Below are 15,816 nucleotides of genomic sequence, written 5' to 3'. Positions count from 1 at the left end.
GAAGCCTGGCGGAAGAGCAAGGGCCGCGTCGTCCCCGCACCCGCGGGGGTTGCTCGGTGAGCAGGGTGTCGTCGATGTCCTGCTCGGTGTCGTCCCCGCACCCGCGGGGGTTGCTCGAGGCCATCAAGGGCAGTTGCGAGGGCCTGCCGGTCGTCCCCGCACCCGCGGGGGTTGCTCCTCCTCTACGAAGGACCGGGCGCCGTCCTCGGCGTCGTCCCCGCACCCGCGGGGGTTGCTCCCAGTCCATGACCGTCAGCGCGTTGTTGTCGTTGTCGTCCCCGCACCCGCGGGGGTTGCTCGCCGATGACGGCCAGTGCGGCGGCGCAGTAGGCGTCGTCCCCGCACCCGCGGGGGTTGCTCCGTCGACGTGCACGTCGCCTGGCTCGGCGTCGGGTCGTCCCCGCGCCTGCGGGGGTTGCTCCCGTCAAATCGAGGACACTGAGCGTGCTCTCGGGTCGTCCCCGCGCCTGCGGGAGTTGCTCGGCGCAGGGGAATTGGCGGCAGGTTGGGCGCTTGTCGTCCCCGCACCTGCGGGGGTTGCTCGGTGATCTGCGGACCGTTCGTGAATCCCAGGGAGTCGTCCCCGCGCCTGCGGGGGTTGCTCTTCGTCGATGACCACGGTGATACCGGGATATTCGTCGTCCCCGCGCCTGCGGGGGTTGCTCCTCCCGCTGGCGGCCCGGCAGACAGACCGGGGGGTCGTCCCCGCGCCTGCGGGGGTTGCTCCGTGGGCGAGATGTACGGCGTGCGGTGGACGGCGGTCGTCCCCGCGCCTGCGGGGGTTCCTCGCCCGGACCGGTCACCTATGGCCGGTTCGCCAAGTCGTCCCCGCGCCTGCGGGGGTTGCTCCCACGACGCCTACCGTCTGCCCTTCGACCCGGCGTCGTCCCCGCGCCTGCGGGGGTTGCTCCCACGACGCCTACCGTCTGCCCTTCGACCCGGCGTCGTCCCCGCGCCTGCGGGGGTTGCTCCCAGTCGGCCAGTTCGTGGGTCTCGCCCTGGAGGTCGTCCCCGCGCCTGCGGGGGTTGCTCCCTCGCCGGCTACCAGGCTGGGCACACGCCGTCGTCGTCCCCGCGCCCGCGGGGGGGTGCTCGCGTCGACCGGGACTCGAACCCTGACCACTGGTGTCGCCCCCGCACCTGCGGGGTTTGCTCCGGACTCTTGGTGCCCTTGCTGTGGCTGGCGAGGTGGTCCGCGCTCCCGCGGGGGTTCCTTAGCGGCGTCAACCGGGTGATGGGATTAAGAAGATGTCTTGATTGGCAGTGGTTCGTTGTTCCGGCATGGACATAGTTGAGCGGCTCGTGCCTGACGGACTGTGGGAGATCTTCCAGGACGTGGCGCCGGAGCCGCCGGTGCGTGCGCAGGGCGGAGGGCGGCGGCGATGTGATGACCGTGCGGTGCTCGCTGCGATCGTCTTCGTTGCCACTTCTGGCTGCGCCTGGCGGCAGCTACCGCCGGTCTTCGGCGCGTCCTGGCAAACCGTGCACCGGCGCTTCACCGACTGGTCCAGGGCCCGGGTATGGGCCAAGCTGCACCGCGTCGTCCTCGACCGGCTCGGCGCGAACGGCGAGCTCGACTGGTCCCGGTGCGCGATCGACTCAGCCAGCATCCGTGCCGTCAAAGGGGGCCCCTTGACCGGACCGAATCCGACCGATCGTGGCAAGCCCGGGTCGAAGATTCACGTCATCTGCGACCGAAACGGGCTCCCGCTCTCCGTGGGTATCTCCGGCGCCAACCTGCACGACAGTCAGGCCCTGATCCCGCTGATGTGCGGCATCCCGCCGATCCGCTCCCGCTACGGTCCAAGGCGCCACCGCCCGGCCAAGCTACATGCGGACAAGGGCTACGACTTTGATCACCTGCGCAACTGGCTACGCCGCCGACAGATCGTGCCGCGAATCGCCCGCCGCGGCGTCGAGAACTCCAGCCGTCTGGGGCGACACCGCTGGGTCGTGGAACGGACCATGTCGTGGCTGAACGGATGCCGCCGCCTGCATCGCCGGTATGAACGCAAGGCCGAGCACTTCCTCGCCTTCGCCGGCATCGCCGCAACCCTCATCTGCTATCGCCGCATCACCGGGTAACTATCCAACCCCGCTACCGACATCAACGCCACTCTGGCGGAATGTTGGACAACTGCAGTTCCAGATCCCAGTCAGCCGGCCGGGCCTTGGGCTCGAACCACGGGGCCCCGTCGCCGATCCAAGATTCGCGATGCCGACGGACCGCAGCCGCAGTGCCGTCTTCAACCCCGGACTCGCAGCCGCAGCACGCGCACACCACGAACACCGACAAGCCGTCCCCGTCGAACCGCACCTCGCCGACATCCAACCCACAGATCCGGCACACCGTCTCAACTCTGCCCTCCATGAGCACAGCCTACGGATACCGCCAATCAAGACATCGTCTAAACGGTTCGGCGGTGAAAGCGTTCAGCCGACCGGTCCACAAAGGGGGCTGATCGCTCACTGGCCCGGTCGTGCACCGCTATTCCTGCCGTTGTGATCAAGAACATGCTGCGCGCTCTGCCCGCGCTCTTCCTCGTCCTTGCCCCGCTCGCTGTCCCCACGCCGGCGAATGCCTCAGCAGCAGCGCAGGCCTTCCCGCTCTCTTACGCGGTCGGACAGATCCCGGTCGCCGACGAGTCTCGCACCGGCTACTCACGCGACAAGTTCAAGCACTGGAACAGCGGCCTGGACCCGGCCGATGGCTGCAACACCCGTGCTGAAGTACTCCTGGCGGAAGCTTCTGAGGCGCCGACCGTATCGGCCGGCTGCAAGCTGAGTGGCGGCGAGTGGCTGTCCTACTACGACGAGCAGGAAGTCACTGACCCGGCCAAGCTCGACATCGACCACATGGTCCCTCTCGCCGAGGCGTGGGACTCCGGCGCCTCCACTTGGAGCGCCGCCCGCCGCGAGGCATACGCCAACGACCAGGATGCCGCCGCCAGCCTGGTCGCCGTCACCGCACGGACGAACCGTCAGAAGGCTGACCAGGACCCCAGCACGTGGATGCCGCCCGCGCCGAGCGCCACGTGCCGCTACCTCGCCGAGTGGACCGCGACCAAGCTGCGCTGGGGTCTGAGTGCTGACCAAGCCGAAATCGACACCATCAGCGTCTACGCGGGTGGGCCGTGCGAGTTGACGGTCGTCCACTACGTTCCGGCCCCCTAACACTGTCCCGGGCTGTCAGATGCGGCCGGAACCGCATCTGACAGCCCGGGCAAAACGCTCGCCCTACACCATGTCTGCAGCCGCCTCTAACGCAGTACCGACAGCAGCCGCCCCACCTACGGCGCCCGGCGCCGTGAGGCTGCTTCGTCCGCGTGCTCGCCGCTATCAGTCAGCCTTATCAGGCTGAGTACCCGATCGGTCTCCGCAGCATGAGCCCTCACTGGGGGTGTCCTCGGTCGGGTGAAGACGCCGCTGCGGGAGAACCTTGCAAGGCGTGTGCGCGTAGTGCTGTGTATGAGACCGATCAACGAGGCACAGATGGCTGAGCCTGGACTCGCCGTGGTGGAAATCGCGGCCGTGGACGAGAAGACCGCTTTCGCCGTCCAGAGCCTGCTCGCCACACAGTGCGCCATCGCACCCGCCGCCCACGCGACCCGAGAACCAGGACATCCCGGCGTACGACTGCGCTGCTTCCTCGACCTCCGCCAAGCCCCCGACTAGCGCCCCTTCGTCTCCACCTGCCATCCGGGACACCAGGTCCTGTCTCTGCAATCAGCGTCAAGTCCAGGTGAGGACACTCGCGGGGTGCAACGAGTGCGCACCCAGCCCGGACTCTTGCGGGTCACCACCGTCTCGAAGGCAGGCAGTCCCAGCGCGGGCACTTCATCTCCACCAACGAGGACAGGTCGACGCTCTCTGAGCCCCTGCGGCAGCGCTCACCCTCCATTTTCGGACCCTCCGTTCCCGACGTCGGGGCAGTCGCAGGCCTCGAGGATGGAAGACGTCGCGTGTTCAGCTAGTCCTGCTCCTGCGTCGTGGGTTTCGGGCGTCGTCTTGACGGCCTTCGGCCCGGCAGCCGGGCTGCGGCCCGGGATGTTCTCAGCGAACTGGCGGCCGACGCGGCGGCGAGCAGGACGCCGAGTTGCTCGGCGAAGTTTCCCCGGGGCAGAGGCATGTCGAAGTCGGGGTGGTCGAGGTCGAGGTAGCCCAGGGCGACGGCGCCAGGAACGTAGTGCATGACGGCGTCGGCGACCTCACTGCGGGGCCGTGGCGTGGCCTCAAGCTGGGTGAGGACACGGAGCACGGTGGGGAAGCTGTCGTCGAAGACGAGGGACTTGGGTCTGTCGTCGTGGTGGTCGATGTGGCTCTGGTGAAGCCACCAGGCTGCCGCGTCCGTGTCGCCGTGCCCGAGGTGCTGCAGGTAGAGGCAGTAGGGGGTGAGGTCGTCGCCGGCTCCGGCGGCGTATTGCCACCAGGCGCGGGCGCTGTCCTCGTCGTCTGCCAGCTGCAGGACGCAGCCCAGCACCCGGGCCGCGGGAGGTTCGGGCAGGTGCTCGGTGATGAACGCCTGCAGCAGAGCGGGGGTGGTGTGGGCGAGGACGGTCTCGCACAGGGTCTTCAACTCCTCTGCCGCACGCTCCTGTTCTGGATCCGTGGTGAGGACGGGCAGCACCGGCAGCACGGTGGCGGTCGTGGGGACGATGTCGCGGGGGACGACGGGTTGGTCGAGGAGGCGGGCGCGGGCGAGGAGTTCGTCGATGGGGGTCATGCGGGTGCGTCTCCCGGGTCGTGCTGGGGGCCAAGAACGGTGGTCAGGGATTTGCGGGCGTAGCGGTCGGTGGAGTGGACGGCGGCGATGGGGGTGCCGAGGACGTCGGCGACGGCGGCGTGGTCCAGGCCGAGGAGGTGGGTGAGGACCATGACGTCGAGCTGGGGTGCGGGCAGTCGGCTGATCGCCCTGAACAGGGCGAGGGATTCGGCGATCTGACGGAAGCGGGCGTCGTCGTCGGTGAGGTGGCTCAGCGCGAGGGTGTTGAAGGCGGCGTGCGTGAGTTCGGGGTGGCCGTCTTCGCTGTGGTAGGCGCGGTCCATGACCCGTTCGCGCAGCACGGGCCAGGCGAAGGCGACGACGTCGGAGCTGGCCAGCGCTTCGTGCCAGTGCAGCCACAGGAGGTCGAAGGTTTCCTGAACGGCTTCGAAGGCTTCCTGGTCCTCAAGGAAAACTCTGGCGTAGGCGGTGTAGGCGTCGCGGTTGAGGTCGGTGAATGCCTGGTGCTCCAGGGGCGGTTCGACGGGGCCGGTGGTCAGGGCGACTTTCTGTATGCAGCCGTCGATCCAGTCGGGCTTCTTGTGTGCTTCCAGCGCCGCGGCCATCCACAGTCGGCGCATGGGCCAGGTCGGGATCTCCAGTACCTGCAGCAGCCCGTGGGTGATCTCCCAGCGCGGGTACAGGCCGGCCCCGCGCAGCAGTTCGGAGATCTTGGACTTCGCCCAGCCGGAGCGCTCGCTGAGGTCGCTGATGGTCAGGCCGCCGGCCAGGAACCTCGTGCGTAAAGGCTCGAGCCAGGCCCGGTGGGTGGGGCCGACCCCGTCCGAGATCGGCCCGGGTTTGCGGCCCGGCCGACCGCTTTGGCCCCCGTCGGACTGTGGGGGCACTGATGGTGCGCTCACTCGGCGCGCTCCTCGTCCCCGCCCTCAGCGGCGGGCACCTCGCTCGCGGCACCGGAGGCGGTCCGGGTACGGCGCGACTCGCCACCCGCCAGGGCGACACCTACCTGTTCCACCATCAAGATCACTGAGGGGACGACGGCTGCGACCGCCGCCGTCTGCCCGAACACGGCCATCACCGCGCTCCATGCGGAGACCGTCACCAGTGCGATGACGGCCCACACCTGCCTTTTGGACATCCAAGAGCCTTTCCCACGTACCCGTTTGTGTACCTGTCCGGAACAGCTCCTCGGCGCGGTGCCGGCCGCGCTGTCGAGGAGCCGGACGCCAGCATGGAGCGCGATCAACCGGTCACGCCACGTGATCAAGGAATCGCGGAACAATGCGCCGGTAGCCCCAGGAGGGCGCACGCCGACTCCCGTGCGCCGGGGCGCACGGAGGCGTCAGGCTTTCGGGGCGAAGTTCCCGGATTCGGCTGCGCCCGGCCGCGGAGTGCTCATCATGTAAATGACGGCGCCTTCGGGTGCCGCAGCCCTTCCCGTCCGGAAGGCGTGCCCCTCGTGCCGGCGTTTCAAGAGGGGTGTGCCGCTCCCGTTCCCGCACCTCGGCGGGCCGGGAGCGGCCAGCGGCCACATCTCGCCACATCAGGAAACGAAGCCGCCGTTGGTCACGTACGCGCACAGGCTCCCGGGAACCAAGGGTGCGTCTGGGCGCGCCCACTGCCGCGCGGTGGCCTGTGGGGTTCAGGCCTGGTAGCGCTCGGGCCTGGGTGCGCGTGCCAGGAGTTGGCCGGCGGCGTCGTGGACGGTGAGCTGGCCGTTGATGACGCCGACGACGACCTCGGTGATGGGCATCTCGACGCCGTGGGCGCGGGCCAACTCGAGGATGGCCTGGCTGGACTTGACGCCCTCAGCGGTCTGGCCGGTGGCGGTGGTGGCCTCGGCGAGAGTGCGGCCGCGGCCGAGGTGTTCGCCGAAGGTGCGGTTGCGTGAGAGCGGGGAGGAGCAGGTGGCCTGGAGGTCACCGACGCCGGACAGGCCCGCGAAGGTAAGGGGGTCGGCGCCCAGGGCCATACCGAGTCGGGCCGTCTCGGCCAGGCCGCGGGTGATGAGCACCGCGCGGGCGTTGTCGCCAAGCCCCAGGCCGGTGGCGAGGCCGACGGCGAGGGCAATGACGTTCTTCACGGCGCCGCCGAGCTCGCAGCCGATGACGTCGGTGTCGGTGTAGGGGCGGAAGTACGGGGTCAGGCACGCGGCCTGCAGCGTATGCGCGGCGGTCTCGTCGGGGCAGGCGACGACGGACGCGGCCGGCTGGCGGGTGGCGATCTCGCGGGCGAGGTTGGGACCGGAGAGAACAGCGACCCGCTCGGCGGGGATACCGGCGGCCTCGGTAATGACCTGGCTCATCCGCAGCCCGGTGTGGGTTTCGATGCCCTTCATGAGGCTGACCACGACGGCATCGGCCGGGATGAGAGACGCCCAGGACACGAGGTTGGTACGCAGCGTCTGGGCAGGGATCGACACGATCACGTGCCGGGCGCCGTTCAGGGCGTCGGCCGGCTCGGTGGTGGCGCGGATCGTCGTGGGCAGAGTGATGCCGGGCAGATAGGCGGGGTTCTCGTGCCGGGTGTTGATCGCGTCGGCGATCTCACTGCGCCGGGCGTGGAGCGTGACGGCGTTGCCAGCGTCAGCCAGCACCATCGCCATGGTCGTGCCCCAGGAACCGGCGGACAGCACCGCGACCTTATTCATCTGGCGTTTCCTCTTTCCGGGTTCTCGGGTGAGCCTATGCCCTGGTGCGTCTGCGACGGCTGGTCGCCGGGCGGCGCAACGTGACGATGAGGGCTTGCCGGGTGGCGAGCCGGGGCTGCATGCGGTGGGCTTCAGCGAGCATGTTGGCGGCCTGGTCGTCGCCGAGCTCCGCGCGCAGGCGGTCTTCATGGACGATCCAAAGCTGGTAGACGCGGTGCCACAGGTCGGGTTCGTGATGCCTGACGTCGATGTGCTCGACGGTCAGTCCGACCGCGCGGGCCTGAGCTTTGATCTCGGTCCGTCCGCCGGAAGGCAGGGTGCGGGTCATCACGGCGCGTCCGCCGGGGGCAAGGACCCGGTGGAACTCGGTCAAGGCAGCAATCCGGTCGGCTGCGTTGAAGAAGGCGTCGATGCAGACCAGCCCGTGCGCACAAGCGTCAGGCAGGCCAGTGCTCTCCAGGCTGCCGACCGTGAAGTGAGCCCGTTCGTCGCCGATGAAGTCCGTGCGGCGCTCGATGGCGAGGCGCACGGCTTTGGCGGAGACGTCGATTCCGACAAGCCGCGTGTTCAGCGCACGGGCCAGCCATAAGCCCACACCGCCGGTGCCGCAGCCGATGTCCGCCAGGAGCTGGCCCGGACACAGTTTGAGCCGGCCGGTCAGGGTGCCCAGCAGGAGCCAGTCGCAGGAGCTGTAGGGGGCGACTTCAGCCGGATAGGCATCTCCCATGGCACGTGCGTACAGCTCCGAGACGAGAGGGCTTTCGGCGCGAGCGGCGTGGAAGGCGTCGTAGTGGCCGGCCTGCTCCAACTCGCGATCGGTGAGGTGGATCATCGCGGGATGTCCCTCCGGGTACGGGAGCGGGTGCCGGGTGCGACGACCTTGACGGCAGCCAGGGGGGCGTCGGGGGCGGAGAGGGTAACGGCGATGGGCTCGTAGCCGGTCGTCTTGTGCAGGCGCTCGGCCAGCGCCTGCACCAGTTCGCTGAAGGTGGTCGCGGCTGGCGGGCGGCAGGTGCTGAGCGTGCTGTGCCAAGTGGCCGGTGTCTGCCGGGGGCCTGTGGGGGCGGGCTGGGGGGCGGCGAACGCTTCGTTGTGGCTGGGCAGGTCGTCGCGGGTGCCCGAGATCGAGGTGAGGCGGGACTGGGCGGCCTCGGTGATGGCGCGGCTGAGCGCGATGTGCGGGTCACTGTGGCAGCCGGTGCCGGCGAACCAGACCGGGTAGTCCTGAGACCACAGGTAGGCCAGGCAGACGGGCAGGGCGAAGGCGTTGTCGACGACGTACAACTCGAGGCTGGCGCCGCTGGCGTGGATGCGGTCGATGAGACGGCGGTTGTAGGGGTCGTTGACGCTTGCAGGGTCGATGAGGGTGCGCAGGGTGCCGCCGGTGTTCTCGTCGACCTGGAGCGCATGCCTTTCCATCACTTCGAACAGGGCGTGCGCGATCGCTTCGTCACGGGTGTTGCCGCAGGCAAGGCCGGTGCTGGTGCACCGCCACACGGCTGGTGTCCACAGCGCCTGCGGAGCCCGGAAGACCACCCCGGCCGGAACCAGCAAGGAGCGGTACGTCAGCAAGCCAACCCCTTGTGTCCACTGTTGCGGAAGGCGGTTGAGGGCGGCGACTTCCGGCAACGTCTGGGGCGCAAGGCGCAGCGGCAGGGCCTCCAGGGGGTAGTCGACGCTCACTGCGAAGGCAGGACCGTCGAAGTCGACCTGCGGGACTTGCTCGGCATGGTGGAGTTCAACGGCCTCCATCACCGCTGAGATCGCGGCGAGGCGGTGGCTGGAACCCTTGCCTTGCGAGACCGTCAGCGTATGGGCGTCTGGGCGGTGCGCGGCCCACACGGGCAGGCCGAGATGGTCCAGCCGGGTCAGATCGGCGACGCGGGTGATCCCGTAGTCGGGCAGCCTGGGCACCAGCACACTCCAGGTCGCTTCGGGCTCGCAGGCCCGCACGGTGCCGTCGAACGCCAGCAGGTCAAGGGCGGACATCAGTGGTCGCCTCCGTGACATCAGTGACCGGCTGCTCCCAGTCACACAGAAAGCCGGCCATGAAGACCTTCATGGCCGTCACGGCCTCGGCAAGGCCCCGGAACCCCCGGGCCAAAGCCTCTTCCTCGAGACGCGTGTCCGGCCCCCTCCACACCTGCTGGAGCACACCGATCACGTGCTCGTTCCTGACCGTTTCGGGCGTGTAGAAGGGCAGTTCGCGGCGGGCGTCGTCGTTGGCCGCGAGGTAGCGGGCCACGGCCCGGCGGTCCGGATCCGTTTCGTAGGCGAGGAGCCGCTCGACGGTGCCGGAATCCCGCAGATCGATCGGCACCCTGAACGCCGTGTGGGCCGCAGGCGGGCCGGCTTCCTGGCCGGTGAGACGGAGCATCCGCTCAGCAAGCGGCATTCCCCGGCTGCCGTCGGACGGTCGGCGGGAGAGGTGGTCGAGGTGCCACTCCCACAGCGCGCGAAAGTCCGGGTCGAATAGCTGCTGGTAGGCGATGCGCAGGCCGGTCGGCAGCATCAGACCGTCGACGCACTCGGTCGCGAAAGCGTTGTACCAGCGGCGAAAATACACGCTGTCGAGGTGCAGGTCTGACGGGACGCGGCCGCACGGATCGGGTCCGTGCAGGGCGGCACGGATGGCGCTGAGCGCGTCGGAGCGTTTGATGTCACCGAAGTACGGGTCGCCGCCGCGCCGTTCGCCGAGCCAGTCGGCGAAGGCGGTAGCGTTCTGCTCGCGACAGACGGCGCGGATCGCGGCGAAGGTGCGCTGCGGATAGTAGACCGCGTGCAGGGCCTCGAGCAGCGGCGCCGTCTGGGAGCCGGTGAGGATCTGGCTGTTGACGGCGAGGTTGATGACGTAGCGGCAGTTCACCATCGGCCAGGTCAACGCCCGGCCCGTCATCGGGTCCTGGCCGACGGCGACTTCGTCGTCGCCGATGATCTCCAGGTTGCGGTAGAAACGGTAGACGTTGCCCACACCGCCCATGCCGAAGGACCACAGCTCAGCAGCCCGTAAGGCGCCCAGGCTGGCGGCGCCGATGACACGCACCCCGCGGGCCAGGACGGCAAGGATCTCCTTGTGCCGCAGAGCGGGGCTTTGGTGGTAGAGGCCGTCGATGAGGACGACGGTGTCGGTGTCCGCGATCGCCGCATCGAACAAGTCGCCATGTCGGACGGGCGGTCGGCGACGCACGCACTGGTGGACGAGCAGTGGCTCGTCCGGCGGAAGGGTGGGTCCGACGAATACGTGAATGGTCATGGCTCTCAAGGGCCCAGGGTTGAGGACGAATAGGTGGGAGGGGGAAGTGCCCCTCAACGCACGGGCGTTGAGGGGCACCGCTCGTGGCGTGGTGGCCGTCCCGGAGGGACGCAGCGTGATCCGGTGCCGGTCACTGACCGGCTCAGGACCGGATCACGTTGGTGCCACCGGCCCCGCTCAGGGGCCCTCGTCCTCGACGTCCTCGATCCGCACAGTGCCGGACGGCACGGCGATGTCGGCGAGACGCACAGTCATAGTCTGCTGGGCCGCGGCTGCGGTCTCAGACTTCGACAGGTGCTCCATGACAGTCCCTCCCTTCATTTACTCGGTATTCCGGCCCGGGCAGTTGCCCGGGCCAGTGGCGCGCACCGCACCCTGTGGGTGCGGTGGTGGTGCCCGGACCTCGCCGGTGGTGCTGGCTGAGGCCGACTTCCCGTCCGCCGGAACGGGAAGTAGGAGGCCCGGCGCCGTGCCGTGCTCCGGGGGGATGCACGCGCCGCCCGGCGCCGGGAGATCAGGTGGGTGCCGAGCCAGTCAGCGCTGGTGGTGCGTACGAGGAGCCGGCGAGGTGTCAGCCGGCTCACAGGCCCTGCAGCAGAGCGAAACCCAAGGCACCGACGGCGAGGGCGACCAGCGCCATGGTGATCGCGGTGTCGATGGTCCGGCGGCGCGGCGGTGCCTTTGGCGGCGCCTCATTCACGGTGCCTTTATCCACTGGCACAGGTCGGGGTCCGGCTCAGTGGCCAGCGGCTCCTGTGCCGAGTTCTCGGCGGCCCTCCTCAGCGGGACTTCCGCCCACACCGTCTTGCCAATGACTTCATCAGCGCTCCCCCAGCGGCCATCGCATAGCTGGTCCACGAGCAGCAGACCGCGCCCGTTATCGGCCAGGTGTTGGAGATCCGCCTGCTCGCTCGGCTCAGCACACGGCGCAAGCGGGGCCGGGTCGGCGTCACGGACTTCAATGCGGAGGTAGTTGTCCAACAGCCGGAGCGTGACGCCGACTTCGTGGCCCCTAGGCGCACAAGCGTGAATGACGGCGTTCGCCACGAGTTCGGCGAGGACGGAGGCCACGCTGTCGACTGTTCGCTGATCCGCTCCCCATCTCGCTGCTACGCCCTCGGCGCGCTTTCGGGCAATGCCGACCTGGCGGGGATGCGCAGGGTAGCGGGAGCGGTCGGTGGTCGGCTCAGGCGGTAACGGCATTCGGATGCCTCCATGGCTCCGGTGACCTGCACAAGGGCAGGCAGCTCGAAGTGATCAACCCTGCACACAGAGTTGCGAGTTGCCCCACTATCCCGCCGCGCCACCCCAAGGTGCAAGTCCCTACTTTGAATTGGCATCACCTTGCTTGTCGCGAACTGTCGTACGCAGGCACACTTACAGCAGCCAAAAGGGGAGGACTCTCGCTGTGGCCGTGAACAGGAACCCCACCGTGCGCCAGCGGCGGCTCGGCCGCATGCTGCGTGATCTCCGCGTCGCCGCCGGCAAGACGCTCGCCCAGGCCGCGGAGGAACTGGCATGCGCTGAGTCCAAGATGAGCCGTATTGAGGGAGCCCAGTCCGGCATCCGCCCCCTTGACCTACGCGTGCTCCTGGCGTTCTACGGCGTCGACGACCAAGCTCTACGAGCCCGGCTGCAGGAACTGGCTCGGCATGGACGCGAGCGCGGTTGGTGGTCCAAGTACGAGGACACCCTCAAGCCAGCGTATGCCGACTACATCGCCCTCGAATGGGACGCATCGGACCTCTACGTCGTGGAAACCGGCCTCATCCCCGGCCTCCTCCAGACAGGCGATTACACCGAGGCCGTGATCCGCGAACAGCGCCCCGACAAGGCAGACGACTTCGAATACGTTGAGGAGCAGGTGAAAGTACGCGGCCAGCGCAGGCAGGTCTTCGCCCGCCCCGCACCACTGCGCCTATGGGCGATCCTCACCGAGGCGAGCTTGCGGCACCGCATGGGCAGCCCAGATGTCATGCGCGAGCAGCTCGACTACCTCGCCACTCAGGCGAGCGAGACCAACATCCAGATCCAGGTGCTGCCCTCCGCCGCACCGATCAACTCAGCTCTGTATGGCCCCTACGGAATTCTGTCGTTCCCTGAGCCAGCAGAGACTGACGTTGTCTACGCCGACGGCCTCATCGACACCGTCTACTACGAGGAACCGGCTCAAGTGGAGATCTTCACCACGCTGTTCCGCCGCCTCAACTCGGAAGCACTCCCCGCTGAGGAATCTCTCGCCCGCATCCGCGCCGCCATACAGGAAATGGACTGACATCCGTGACACAGCACTACCCCATCGCTACCGCCACCGGCTTCGACTGGGTCAAGTCGTCCTACTCGAGCGGGGACCAAAGCTGCGTGGAGGTGGCTCACATCCCAGGCGCGGTGCCCGTACGCGACAGCAAGGATGCCCACGGTCCAGCCATCGTCTTCGCGCAGCGGGCCTGGTCTCAATTCATCGACCACGTGGCCGCTGGCGCTCCGGGCGTCTGACGTACAACACCGGGCCGCACCGCGGTTCCGGCAACCAGTGCCAGGACCCGCTCATGTCCTTCGTCGAAGGCGCGTCCTACAGTTGGACGGACCGCCCGCCGCTAGGTGTGCTGTCACGCCCTGTCGCATCGCTCCGAGAAGCGCTGGTCACGGCAAGGGTTTCGCAATTTCCGACGCCCTTGTCGTGACGCTCTATGCCGCCATCGACGTTCTGTTCAGGCGCGTGCGGACTGGCAGTGGGACAGCAAGGTCCCCGTCACCTGCGATGACGAGGGCCTTGCTGTCCCACTCCGGGGCACCGCCGACTACCTCTCTTCGGCATCCCACGATCCGACCGCGATGGGCGACCCTGGCCGGTTCTGCTCAGCCGCGAACCAAGCCGCGATCGCATCAAGAGTGTGGCGCACCGGCCTGCCCGCAAGGTGGAGTTCGTAGTTCTCCGCCTGTCCTCTGCCCGGCGGCCGGTCCGCCTGCGGCAGTTCAGAAATCGGCAGCCACACGATCTCCTCGACACGGAGCGGCGCCCTCAGCGGGGCCTGAATCCCGTCCCTGCTCTCCAGGAGCATCGGCAGCTGGTGAGTCGCGCGGTTTCGGGCGTACCGAGATCCCTTCAGGATGGACCGCCCGTACGCCTGCGTGTCCCGGTACCAGTTGTCGGGGCGCTCCAGTTGCTCGTCGAGCGTGCACGACCAGTAGATGACCTCCATCGCGGAGATGACGAGCACCTCCTCCGGCTCACCGCCGTCGAGCTGGCTGAGGTACCGCTGCCGTGCAAGGTGGAAGCCGTGCAGGGCTGTAGGCAGCATGTCGAGCTGGTCGGTCATATGACCTCCGGTGGCTTCTGGGCGCGCGGCACGAGGGCGGCCTCCTTCTCTGCGATCTTCAGGTCGACTTCCTTGAGCAAGGAGGTGTACGTGTCCGATGCCAGTTTGATCGTGGAGTGCCGCAGTGTCTCGTGGATTGCGTGCAGGTCTCCGCCGTCGGCGCGGATGAGCGTCGCTGTGCACTGCCTTAGCTCGCTCTGAAGCTCCTATAGATCGTCAAGTGACTGGAGGTGCCAGGGGTGTGCTGGTGAGGTGGCGGTAGGCCTCTCGCGCGACAAAGCACTTGAGGCACCTGAAGATGTCCTTCGCCTTGAGCCCTTCGAGCGTGCGTCGTGTGACGTAGTCGCGGGTGCGTTGGTCGTGGCGCATGCGAAGCAGCACGATGGTGTGCAGCGCGGCGGCCAGGAGAGCGTCCCGGTCTCCGACCGGTGGCTACGCCTCCAGCTGTTCCTGCGCGCGAGGGCAGGCGACAGCTCGGCCGCGTAGTCGTCGGCCAACGGCACCGCTGACCCACCCGAGACTAGATGCGCGAGTTGCTCAGCGACTGCCACACAGCGCCGGCCAACGCCCGCGTCGCCCGCGGGACCGACAGACGCTCATGCTCGCGGTACAGGGCCCAGTTGTATTGCACGAGCGACAGCTTGTTGGACGACAGCGATCCCGCCTGGTGGGCCCTGTACACAGCAAGCGGCTCAGCCAACCCCCGGGCATCAGCACCCTCCCGCAAGATCGACAGCCACAGCGCATAGTCCTGGCGCTTGCGCATCTCCGGCATCAGCCTCTTGCCCAGGACATTGCGGTCATACATGGCGGTGAGGGCACCGATGTAGTCGCGGACCAGCATCGCGCGGTAGTCCACATGCTCCCGTGCACGGACCACCCGCCCGTTCGGGACCCAGTCGGTGCTCTCGCCGTCGTAGTCGGCGTCCATCTTGTAATAGCTGGTGAACGTCAGCGGCGCATCACCTTCCGCAGCGAAGGCGAGCTGCTTCTCGGTCTTCTCCGGAAGCCACATGTCGTCGCTGTCGAGAAAGGCGATGTAGTCCCCGCGGGCCCGCTCGATCGCCAGGTTGCGGGCCCGGCCCGCCCCGCCCCGCTCGGGTGCCGACTGAGGCAGGACCCGCTCGTCCTGGGCGGCGAACTCGCGCAGCAGATCCATCGAGCCATCGGAGGACTGGTCGTCCGTGGCCAGCAGCTCCAGGTCGCTGTGGGTCTGCGTGAGGACCGAACGGACGGCCGCGCCGAGGGTGGCTGCCGAGTTGTACACGGGCATCACGACCGACACCAGAGACACAGCACTTCTCCTTGCCAGACCAGGAACGACGGTCCATTCAAGCACCGGAATCGAGTAGGAGCTGCCATGCAGATAGTTGTCGCTGGGGCAGGGCTATGTAGGGCTTCCCCTGGCCGTACGCTCGGCCGAGGTGGAACACCGTGTCGTCGGCTACGACGTGAACCCGGGCCGTGTCCGGCAGCTCGCCGCCGGCCAGTCCTACGTCGAGGACGTGGGCTCCGCACGGCTGCGCGCGGTGCTGGAGTCCGGGGCCCAGGGCACCCGGGGTTTCAGCCAAGATCGTTTTCGTCTCGATCCGGGCCGGGCAAGGGTCGTTGCATCCCCCACGTCCGGCCGCCCCAGCGCCTTGCGGAAGGCAGCGCGTCCTAAAAACGTGCGTTCGAAGAGCCCTCCGCTTCGTTGAGCCAGACGCACTCGAACTATCACGCGACATGCCCCGCACCCACCAAGCCTGTGCGCTCCGAGGACCTCCCGAGTGATCCGAAGCGTGCGTTCGTCCATCACACCCGCCCGTACCAGTTTCCTGACCTGCGAGAGGTGCTGACATGCCGCCCGCCGATCCGACATCAACGCTCT

Annotated in this window: 19 protein-coding genes and 1 CRISPR repeat array (1 of these 20 running past the window's edge); of the genes, 7 read left to right on the top strand and 12 right to left on the bottom strand. The window is 68.2% G+C overall.

The features are described from left to right. Window positions 1-1,032: direct repeats of the CRISPR family, unit length 28 nt; unit sequence GTCGTCCCCGCGCCTGCGGGGGTTGCTC (it extends 218 nt beyond the left edge of the window). A 255-nt stretch (window positions 1,033-1,287) separates the two neighbouring features. Further along, entirely contained in the window at window positions 1,288-2,085 is a 798-nt protein-coding gene (locus tag CRP56_RS45905) for an IS5 family transposase (RefSeq protein ID WP_218878156.1), read from the top strand. A 22-nt stretch (window positions 2,086-2,107) separates the two neighbouring features. Here the strand turns inward: CRP56_RS45905 and CRP56_RS45900 are convergent, their stop codons facing one another. Beyond that, window positions 2,108-2,371 (bottom strand): hypothetical protein, encoded by a 264-nt coding sequence (locus CRP56_RS45900; RefSeq protein WP_097276183.1) that lies wholly within the window; start codon window positions 2,369-2,371, stop codon window positions 2,108-2,110. 131 nt (window positions 2,372-2,502) lie between these two features. Between CRP56_RS45900 and CRP56_RS45895 the strand changes: the two genes are divergently transcribed. Together CRP56_RS45895 and CRP56_RS45890 are read left to right on the top strand one after the other, a co-directional pair. Next, window positions 2,503-3,174 (top strand): HNH endonuclease family protein, encoded by a 672-nt coding sequence (locus tag CRP56_RS45895; RefSeq protein ID WP_097276132.1) that lies wholly within the window; start codon window positions 2,503-2,505, stop codon window positions 3,172-3,174. Between the two features lie 294 nt (window positions 3,175-3,468). Continuing rightward, window positions 3,469-3,675 carry a DUF6207 family protein gene (locus CRP56_RS45890; protein WP_097276129.1) on the top strand — a complete coding sequence of 69 codons (207 nt, stop codon included), beginning with the start codon at window positions 3,469-3,471 and terminating at the stop codon, window positions 3,673-3,675. Between the two features lie 295 nt (window positions 3,676-3,970). Here CRP56_RS45890 and CRP56_RS45885 read toward each other — a convergent pair whose 3' ends face one another. The 9 genes from CRP56_RS45885 to CRP56_RS45850 form a co-directional block, all read right to left on the bottom strand. Next, on the bottom strand, window positions 3,971-4,723 hold the full coding sequence (locus CRP56_RS45885; protein WP_097276127.1) for a hypothetical protein: 753 nt from the start codon (window positions 4,721-4,723) through the stop codon (window positions 3,971-3,973). Then, a complete protein-coding gene (locus tag CRP56_RS45880; protein WP_097276124.1) occupies window positions 4,720-5,625 on the bottom strand; it encodes a sigma factor-like helix-turn-helix DNA-binding protein in 906 nt (301 codons plus the stop codon). The genes CRP56_RS45885 and CRP56_RS45880 overlap by 4 nt, the downstream gene beginning before the upstream one ends. Then, window positions 5,622-5,861, bottom strand: coding sequence for a hypothetical protein (locus CRP56_RS45875; RefSeq protein WP_097276122.1), 240 nt, complete (start codon window positions 5,859-5,861; stop codon window positions 5,622-5,624). The genes CRP56_RS45880 and CRP56_RS45875 overlap by 4 nt, the downstream gene beginning before the upstream one ends. Window positions 5,862-6,365: 504 nt before the next feature. Beyond that, window positions 6,366-7,373, bottom strand: coding sequence for an NAD(P)H-dependent glycerol-3-phosphate dehydrogenase (locus CRP56_RS45870; RefSeq protein ID WP_097276119.1), 1,008 nt, complete (start codon window positions 7,371-7,373; stop codon window positions 6,366-6,368). A 34-nt stretch (window positions 7,374-7,407) separates the two neighbouring features. Then, the gene (locus CRP56_RS45865; protein WP_097276117.1) at window positions 7,408-8,205 is read right to left on the bottom strand and encodes a class I SAM-dependent methyltransferase; all 798 of its coding nucleotides are present in this window, start codon (window positions 8,203-8,205) and stop codon (window positions 7,408-7,410) included. Further along, window positions 8,202-9,362 (bottom strand): YcaO-like family protein, encoded by a 1,161-nt coding sequence (locus CRP56_RS45860; protein WP_097276114.1) that lies wholly within the window; start codon window positions 9,360-9,362, stop codon window positions 8,202-8,204. The genes CRP56_RS45865 and CRP56_RS45860 overlap by 4 nt, the downstream gene beginning before the upstream one ends. Continuing rightward, window positions 9,349-10,626 (bottom strand): TfuA-like protein, encoded by a 1,278-nt coding sequence (locus CRP56_RS45855; protein WP_097276111.1) that lies wholly within the window; start codon window positions 10,624-10,626, stop codon window positions 9,349-9,351. Before CRP56_RS45855 ends, CRP56_RS45860 begins: the two co-directional genes overlap by 14 nt. Window positions 10,627-10,803: 177 nt before the next feature. Continuing rightward, the gene (locus CRP56_RS48985; RefSeq protein WP_257042424.1) at window positions 10,804-10,929 is read right to left on the bottom strand and encodes a hypothetical protein; all 126 of its coding nucleotides are present in this window, start codon (window positions 10,927-10,929) and stop codon (window positions 10,804-10,806) included. A 393-nt stretch (window positions 10,930-11,322) separates the two neighbouring features. After that, window positions 11,323-11,829 (bottom strand): ATP-binding protein, encoded by a 507-nt coding sequence (locus CRP56_RS45850; protein ID WP_097276109.1) that lies wholly within the window; start codon window positions 11,827-11,829, stop codon window positions 11,323-11,325. A 205-nt stretch (window positions 11,830-12,034) separates the two neighbouring features. Here CRP56_RS45850 and CRP56_RS45845 point away from each other — a divergent pair, with 205 nt between their 5' ends. Together CRP56_RS45845 and CRP56_RS45840 are read left to right on the top strand one after the other, a co-directional pair. Further along, window positions 12,035-12,901, top strand: coding sequence for a helix-turn-helix domain-containing protein (locus CRP56_RS45845; RefSeq protein WP_097276107.1), 867 nt, complete (start codon window positions 12,035-12,037; stop codon window positions 12,899-12,901). A 5-nt stretch (window positions 12,902-12,906) separates the two neighbouring features. Continuing rightward, window positions 12,907-13,122 (top strand): DUF397 domain-containing protein, encoded by a 216-nt coding sequence (locus tag CRP56_RS45840; protein ID WP_306459486.1) that lies wholly within the window; start codon window positions 12,907-12,909, stop codon window positions 13,120-13,122. A gap of 305 nt (window positions 13,123-13,427) precedes the next feature. On the opposite strand, the gene CRP56_RS45835 is transcribed toward CRP56_RS45840, so the two are convergent. Continuing rightward, entirely contained in the window at window positions 13,428-13,946 is a 519-nt protein-coding gene (locus CRP56_RS45835) for a hypothetical protein (RefSeq protein ID WP_097276105.1), read from the bottom strand. Between the two features lie 360 nt (window positions 13,947-14,306). Between CRP56_RS45835 and CRP56_RS48980 the strand changes: the two genes are divergently transcribed. Next, window positions 14,307-14,432, top strand: a complete 126-nt coding sequence (locus tag CRP56_RS48980) for a hypothetical protein (RefSeq protein ID WP_257042420.1) — start codon at window positions 14,307-14,309, stop codon at window positions 14,430-14,432. Window positions 14,433-14,466: 34 nt separating this feature from the next. Here the strand turns inward: CRP56_RS48980 and CRP56_RS45820 are convergent, their stop codons facing one another. Then, entirely contained in the window at window positions 14,467-15,240 is a 774-nt protein-coding gene (locus CRP56_RS45820) for a glycosyltransferase family 2 protein (protein ID WP_097276103.1), read from the bottom strand. 130 nt (window positions 15,241-15,370) lie between these two features. Between CRP56_RS45820 and CRP56_RS49205 the strand changes: the two genes are divergently transcribed. Further along, window positions 15,371-15,643: a hypothetical protein gene (locus CRP56_RS49205; protein WP_373559795.1), complete on the top strand. Its 273-nt coding sequence runs from the start codon at window positions 15,371-15,373 to the stop codon at window positions 15,641-15,643. Window positions 15,644-15,816: the final 173 nt, after the last annotated feature.

The organism is Streptomyces sp. TLI_55 (genome assembly GCF_900206255.1).
GTDB lineage: Bacteria > Actinomycetota > Actinomycetes > Streptomycetales > Streptomycetaceae > Streptomyces > Streptomyces aquilus.
Note: the sequence above shows the minus strand (reverse complement) of the source record. Positions and strands in the feature narration are given on the sequence as shown.

What these genes read in the sequence shown, in the direction of transcription:
- CRP56_RS45900 (WP_097276183.1), bottom strand. Translation starts at nt 2,371, where the DNA reads ATGGAGGGCAGAGTTGAGACGGTGTGCCGGATCTGTGGGTTGGATGTC.
- CRP56_RS45890 (WP_097276129.1), top strand. Translation starts at nt 3,469, where the DNA reads ATGAGACCGATCAACGAGGCACAGATGGCTGAGCCTGGACTCGCCGTG.
- CRP56_RS45885 (WP_097276127.1), bottom strand. Translation starts at nt 4,723, where the DNA reads ATGACCCCCATCGACGAACTCCTCGCCCGCGCCCGCCTCCTCGACCAA.
- CRP56_RS45875 (WP_097276122.1), bottom strand. Translation starts at nt 5,861, where the DNA reads ATGTCCAAAAGGCAGGTGTGGGCCGTCATCGCACTGGTGACGGTCTCC.
- CRP56_RS45870 (WP_097276119.1), bottom strand. Translation starts at nt 7,373, where the DNA reads ATGAATAAGGTCGCGGTGCTGTCCGCCGGTTCCTGGGGCACGACCATG.
- CRP56_RS45865 (WP_097276117.1), bottom strand. Translation starts at nt 8,205, where the DNA reads ATGATCCACCTCACCGATCGCGAGTTGGAGCAGGCCGGCCACTACGAC.
- CRP56_RS45860 (WP_097276114.1), bottom strand. Translation starts at nt 9,362, where the DNA reads ATGTCCGCCCTTGACCTGCTGGCGTTCGACGGCACCGTGCGGGCCTGC.
- CRP56_RS45855 (WP_097276111.1), bottom strand. Translation starts at nt 10,626, where the DNA reads ATGACCATTCACGTATTCGTCGGACCCACCCTTCCGCCGGACGAGCCA.
- CRP56_RS48985 (WP_257042424.1), bottom strand. Translation starts at nt 10,929, where the DNA reads ATGGAGCACCTGTCGAAGTCTGAGACCGCAGCCGCGGCCCAGCAGACT.
- CRP56_RS45850 (WP_097276109.1), bottom strand. Translation starts at nt 11,829, where the DNA reads ATGCCGTTACCGCCTGAGCCGACCACCGACCGCTCCCGCTACCCTGCG.
- CRP56_RS45835 (WP_097276105.1), bottom strand. Translation starts at nt 13,946, where the DNA reads ATGACCGACCAGCTCGACATGCTGCCTACAGCCCTGCACGGCTTCCAC.